Annotated in this window: 4 protein-coding genes and 1 pseudogene; all 5 read right to left on the minus strand. The window is 74.4% G+C overall.

Annotated elements, in window-relative coordinates; all coding sequences use genetic code 11:
* A partial coding sequence (locus ACOJUF_RS06125) for an eCIS core domain-containing protein (RefSeq protein WP_420120976.1) occupies positions 1 to 2,360 on the minus strand: 2,360 nt, incomplete at its 3' end.
* Positions 2,353 to 2,592, minus strand: coding sequence for a hypothetical protein (locus tag ACOJUF_RS06130; RefSeq protein ID WP_420120977.1), 240 nt, complete (start codon positions 2,590 to 2,592; stop codon positions 2,353 to 2,355). The genes ACOJUF_RS06125 and ACOJUF_RS06130, both read right to left, overlap by 8 nt.
* A 136-nt stretch (positions 2,593 to 2,728) precedes the next feature.
* Positions 2,729 to 4,636, minus strand: a complete 1,908-nt coding sequence (locus tag ACOJUF_RS06135) for an AAA family ATPase (protein ID WP_420120978.1) — start codon at positions 4,634 to 4,636, stop codon at positions 2,729 to 2,731.
* The gene (locus ACOJUF_RS06140; RefSeq protein ID WP_420120979.1) at positions 4,633 to 5,919 is read right to left on the minus strand and encodes a DUF4255 domain-containing protein; all 1,287 of its coding nucleotides are present in this window, start codon (positions 5,917 to 5,919) and stop codon (positions 4,633 to 4,635) included. Before ACOJUF_RS06140 ends, ACOJUF_RS06135 begins: the two co-directional genes overlap by 4 nt.
* A pseudogene (locus ACOJUF_RS06145) lies at positions 5,916 to 6,184 on the minus strand (hypothetical protein); the annotation flags it as partial. The gene ACOJUF_RS06140 and the pseudogene ACOJUF_RS06145, both read right to left, overlap by 4 nt.

Below are 6,184 nucleotides of genomic sequence, written 5' to 3' on the forward strand. Positions count from 1 at the left end.
GGTGCGCACCCTCGCGCAGCGGCGGTCGGTGGCTCGGCCCCGGGGCCGCCGGCGAGTCCGGGTACCGTGCGGTCCGGCGCGACCGGCAACGGCGGTAGTGCCGCGGGCGGAAGGGACGCGTCCCGGTCGGCCGGGACACCGGATGGCCGCTGCATCGACGGCGGATGGGCGGTGAGGTCCGCGTTCTCGGCACCGATCTCGCGGCCGGCCGCGGCGGTGACCCCGCCGAGTGCGACGAGCAGCCGGGTCGCCGGCATCGCGGCGGCCGCGCCGAGCGCACCGGCCGGGTCCATCGCCGAGACGTCGGGCGGATCGGCGACTGGTTTGTCGGCGATGGCGGCCCCGCCGCCACCCCCACCGCCGCTGGGCACCGGTGGGTCCGTCAGCTCGCCGCCGTCGCCCGCACCGGTCGTCGAGATCCCGGCCGCAGCGGCGACGGCCGCCGGATCGGCGGCGGCGCCGGCCGGATCGGCGGTCGGCTCGGTGGCGGGCTCGGTTTCGGTGGCCGGCTCGACGCGGTTGTCCGCGGGCCCGCCGCCGCTCGTCGCGCTGTCGACGGTCCCGTCGGTCGACCCGACCCTCTCGGGGCCGGTGGATTCCGGCGGCGCCGCCGGTTCGCCCGATGCGGACGCCCCGCCCGTCGACGACGACTCGGGGGCGGTGGCCTCGGATTCGGTGGCGGGCTCGGGTTCGGGCGCGCTCTCAGGCGCGGGCTCCGCCGAATCGTCCGCCGAACTGGTCGAGGCGTCCTCGGTCGGGCGTTGGTCGATCTCGGGGACCCTGCCGGCGTCCGCTTCGGCGTTGTCTACGGGCGCCGACAACGGCTCGGGGCCGGCGGTTTCCGTGCCGGGAATGTCTGCTTCGGTCACGTCCTCGATCTGCTCGCCCGTGGCCGCGCCACCACCCATTGTGTCGCCGTCGGCGGCGCCGTCCGCGAGCGCACTCCCGACAGGTGCACTGCCGGCGTCTGGGTCAGTTGTCTGCGGGTCGGCCGGTTCGGCGGGCGTGGCCGCGACCTCGGGTTCGATCCCGGCGCTGGTCGGCTCGCCGTCGGGAGCCACGGAGGGCCCGGATGCCGGACCGTCGGCCGCGGCGGTCCCGGGAAGTGGACCCGTCGCCGTCGGCGCCTCGCCCCCCATCGGCACCTCGGGTGCCGGTGCCTCGCCCGGTGCCGCTCCGGCCGGGCCGGCCGGCGTCGTGGCGCCGGTCGACGATGGCGGCTCCACGGGCGGAGTCTGGACGGCAGCCCGTGCCGGCGACTGCTCGTCGGCGACGGAATCGCCCCCGAGTTCGCCGCCGGCGCCCTCGGTCGCTGCCGGCGGTGCGGCCCCCGAGGTTCGGTCGGCCGGGGTGTCCGACCCCTCGCCGGGAGTCGGCTCGGCGGCGGGACCTATGATGTCGGCGGGAGTACCGCCTGCGGCGGGACTCTCGCCGACTCTCGATGCCCGAGCCACACGTGGGGTCTCGCCCACGGGCGGGGCCTGATCCGCATCGGGGTCGGTCGCGCCGGGTTTCTCGATGAAGTCGACCGTGGGGCCGTCGCCGTCCACCGGGTGACCGCCGTCCTCGGCCGGACGCTGCCCCTCCAGCTCGTGCAGCTGCGCGCCGACGTGCCCGCCGCTGCGGTCCGCCACGGCCGTGACCACGTCGTCACGCAGCCGCGGTTCGAGCCGCGCCAACACCGAGGCAAGCCGCCCACCGTGGTCGTCGGGATTGCGCTCGAACAGCCGGCTCACCAGGCGCACCAGCGCTTCGCCCGCCGACACCACGTCGGGCACCCGCGACTTGTCGGAACCCGCACGCACCGACGCCGCCCTCGCCCGCCGACCGAGCCTGCGGGCGCCGGCGAACCGGGGCCGGGGGAGTGGGCCGGATTCGCGCCTGTCGACGGGGTCGGGCCCGGTGGGGTCCGCCAGGACGACGGGTGGACCGTCGGCCGCCTCACTCGCCCGGGATGCGACCAGTCCGGCCCGCTCCGCCTCGGGTTCCTCCGACGACGATCCCGGCGCATGGTGCGAGATGCTGTGGAACAGTTCGTGCACCATCAGCATCCAGCCGGCCGGGGTTGACGGGTCGGGCGCGTCGGCGGCCAGGTAGACGTGCGGTCCGTGGGTGACCGCCTCGGCGTCCAGGGCCCCGGTGAGCTCGTCGGCAAACCAGTCGTGGTGCAGTCGGATTGTGGCGAGGTCGGCGCCGAAGTCCGCGAGCCGTGGGGGCAACGGCCGCCCGGCGTCCACCGGTGCCGGGAGGTCGGCCAGCTGGTCCAGCCGCTGTCGGGCGCCGCGGATCCGATCCGGGTCGGCGCCGGACCGGGCCGGTCGCGCCCGGTGGGAGACCGGGGCCCTCACGAGCTCAGCCATCGCCGCATCCGTCCCACTGGGATGGATTCAGCCGGGAGAACACCGCCGCGGCGACGAGCCGGCCGGCCGCGTCGGGACTTTCCTCGGCGTCGACCACGGGGTCCGCAACACCGCCCGGCGCGATGCCGGCCTCGACGAGCCGGCGCAGCTCGTCGAGGAACGCCGCGGCGAGGCGCTCCGCAGACCTCATCGATACGCCGTCGATCACCAGACGCTCAATGCGCAGGGTCACCCGGCGGCCGAGTCGCGGTGGGCCGCTCATGCCGACGTCCCCGTGGTCGACCCGGCAGCTCGGTCGACCCGATCGGGAAGCCGGAACCTGCACCGACGATTCGCTCGGCAGCCTCGAGCCCGCCCGCCCATCCTGCTCATCCGGGCCACCCGGCCAACTCGGAGGGTGTCGGCGAGCGCTCCAGCTTGGCGTATTCGCTGTGCGCGCCGCGCAACAGATCGGCCATGGTGACCGCGTCTCCCCGCTCCGCCGCGAGGAAAGCCGCGTGCACGGCGACGTTGCGGATGCTGCCGCCGGCCAGGGTGAGCTGGGCGAGCCGATCGGCGTCCAGCGCCGCGACCGGAACCCGTGGCCCGAACGCCGACTGCCACAGCCTGCGGCGTGCCGCCAGATCCGGAAAGGGGAACGCAATGATGAAGGCCAGGCGGCGAACGAAGGCCTGATCGATGTTGGACCGCAGGTTCGTGGTCAGCACCGCGAGCCCGCGGTAGCTCTCCATGCGCTGCAGCAGGTAGCTGATCTCGACGTTGGCGTACCGATCGTGACTGTCCTTGACCTGGCTGCGCTGCCCGAACAGGGCATCGGCCTCGTCGATCACCAGCACCGCGCCGCTGTGCTCGGCCGCGTCGAAGACCTTGCGCAGGTTCTTCTCCGTCTCCCCGATGTACTTGCTGATGACCTGGCTGAGATCGACCCGGTACAGGTCGATGTCCAGCTCGGCGGCGATCACCTCGGCAGCCAGCGACTTTCCGGTCCCGCTCGGACCGGTGAACAGCGCGGTGACGCCGGCGCCGCGTCGGGACCCGCCGGCGACCCGCCAGGTCTCGAACACGGTGGATCGGTGCCGGGCGTGACGCAGCAGGTCGCGCAGCGCAGCCAGCTCGCGGTCGGGGAGCACGAGGTCGTGCCACCGGGCGTCGGGGACGATCCGTTCGGCCAGTCCATCTAGGTCGGCGCGGGTCCGTATCCGGCAGGAGTGCCAGAGCTCGTCCGCCACCTCGGCCGGCGGCCGTTCGCGGACCGTTCCGGCGATCTCGCCGGCGACGGCCCGAAGGTGGTCGGCGGGCAGCCGGAATTGACCGGCGAGCCGCTCCACGTGTCCGTTCAGCCCGGCCGCGGCCGGACCGAGTGCGCGACGCCACACCGCCAGCTGCTCGGCCGGGTCCGCATCGAGCAGATCCAGCATCCGGGCGGAAGCCGGGAGACCGGCCACCGGGTCCGGGCCGGAGACGACGATCCGCGGCCCGGCCGAGGCCAACCGGTGCGCCAACCGCCGGGCGGCACCGAGCTGGCCGGGGTCGGCGTCGTCCAACGTCAGCACGAAAGGTGATCCGCCGAATCGGGTCTCCCGGGCGGCGCGGCGGACCAGCGCGGTCAGCTCGGCCACGTCGGCGGGCAGCGCGGTCGCGGCCAGCTGCCACACCCGGGACGACCCGATCCGGTCCGCTAGGGCTCGGACGAAGGCCTCGCGCGCGTCGGCCGGTCCGCGCAGCAGCAGGGGTCGGGCGTCCCCGGCCGTCCACTCCGCGGCCAACCGGTCGAGCTGCCTGGCCTGCCCGGCCGGCAGCAGCCCGGGGTCGGGCGTGAGCACCAACGCGAACTCGGCGAGCTGTTCGTCCCCGCTGTCCAGGCCGAGCAGGGCGAGCAGCACCCGCGGATCGACCCGCAGCCGGGCCAGGGTCAGGCCGCCCGCCCGCGGATCGGGGTGCAGCAGGGCCAGACCCCGCAGCGGCCGGTCGGGGGTGATCGCGTCCCAGTGCGGTTCCGGCAGGACCCGCAGGGCCAGGCCGAAACTCGCCCACGTCCAGGCCGGGTCGCCGAGCACCCGACCGCTGAGCCGGGCCAGCTCGTCGTCCAGCTCCACACCCGCCGCCAGGACGAGCACGTCCCGTTCGAACGGGGTCAGCCCGCACCGGCCCACCAGGCCGGCCAGACCGTCCCGGCCGGTCGGCGGCCGCGGCGGCGGAGCCGGTTCGTCGAGCTGACGGGCCAGCGCGGCGCGGACCGCGTGCAACCGGTCGGACAGTGTCACCTCGGCGGTCACGACAGGTCCACCGAGGGCTGGTCGTAGACCCCGCCGGTCGTCGTGAGCTCGGTCTCCGCGCCATCCACCCGAACCCTGACCAGGTAGCGCGCCCGATTGACCCCGGTCACCGCGAAGGCGATGGTGTCCGTCGTGTCGGCCGGGTCGTCCTGCCGGGATGGCGCGGAGAAGGTGTACGAGTGGGCCACCGTCCCGGCTGGTGCGCCGACCTCGTTGAGCAGCAGCGTGACCTCCTGCCGACGCGCGACCGGCGGCACCAGCTGTACCGTCAGCGTCGTCGACGCCGATGAGCCAGGGCCCGGCGGGGTGAAGGTAATGACGCGGGCACCGCCGCCGTCCACCGCGAAGGCCGGCCGCAGGCTGAACGGCACCGTGTTGGACTCCGGCCCGCCGCGTTCGTCGGACTCGAACAGGCTGGGCAACACCATCCGCACGGTGTTCAGGCCGGCCAGCAGAGCGGACGGGAGGGGGGCCACGACCCGACTGGGGGTGGACGACGGGGGGGTCGCGGGCACGCTCGCCCCGGTTCCGAACCGTGCAACGGCGCCCGGCGCCAGCAGGCCCGTACCGACCAGGGTGATTGTCGCCGTCGGACCCGCGGTGACGATCACCGGTTGGACGGCGCTGATCGTCGGATTGATCGACGTGCTGGTCGCCAGCCGGGCGCGGCTCACGGGTGGCCCGGGCGCGGACGCGGCGTCGGCCCCCCGCAGGAGCAGCACGTGCGCCTGGAACGCGATCGACGGGCGGTACTTCTCGCCGAAGACCTGCCAGAGCCGGGACAGGTCGTCGACCGTCATCGGTTCCATGGACAGCGAGACCAGCTCCTCCTGACTGTCCAGGCCAGCAGTCGCGAGCAGGGTCAGGTCGGGCGGGAGCGCACCACCGGAGAATGTTCCGGCGACCAGGTCCCGGCTCAGTACTCGGGTCTGATGCAGCACGAGAGCGCCCAGGCCCAACAGGATCTCACTGTCGAAATCTTTGGCACCGTAGGCGCTGAGCATGTAGCTCAGGTCCAGCGCGAGCGGTGGGTTGGTCAGCCGACGGCCCGAACCGTCGTGCGACGGGAACGCGGTGGTCGACCAACCGGCGTTGGGCCGAACCTGGTACATGAACAGGTTGAGCTGGGCCTTCTCGTTGGCGACGTCGATCCGATCCGGCGGAAGCGCGCTGACCGTGACCGAACCGCCGATCGACCCGGCCACGTTGGCTGCGGTGACCTCGTTCTGCAACAGTTGCCGCAGGACGGCGGTCGTCGCCGCGATGCCAAGGGAGGTGGTCATGGCGCCGTCTCCCGGCGACGGAGGTACTCGTCCAGTGTCAGCGCGGGGGTCGGGTCGGGCGACCGGCGGGCCGTCTGCGCCGGCCGGGCGGGGGCGGGTGCTCGAACCGTGATGTCGATGCGTCCGACCGTCACCTCGACCGCCGGCGCATCGGCCCGGTGCCGCGGGGCGAGCGACGGCGGCTCCGTCCGGGGGGCGTAACGCAGGCCACCGGTGATCGGGCCGAGCCGTCCGCGAGGCCGCGCCCGGTCCGAGGGCTCGACGT

The organism is Nakamurella sp. (assembly GCF_048594475.1).
GTDB lineage: Bacteria > Actinomycetota > Actinomycetes > Mycobacteriales > Nakamurellaceae > Nakamurella.

What these genes read in the sequence shown, in the direction of transcription:
- ACOJUF_RS06140 (WP_420120979.1), bottom strand. Translation starts at nt 5,919, where the DNA reads ATGACCACCTCCCTTGGCATCGCGGCGACGACCGCCGTCCTGCGGCAA.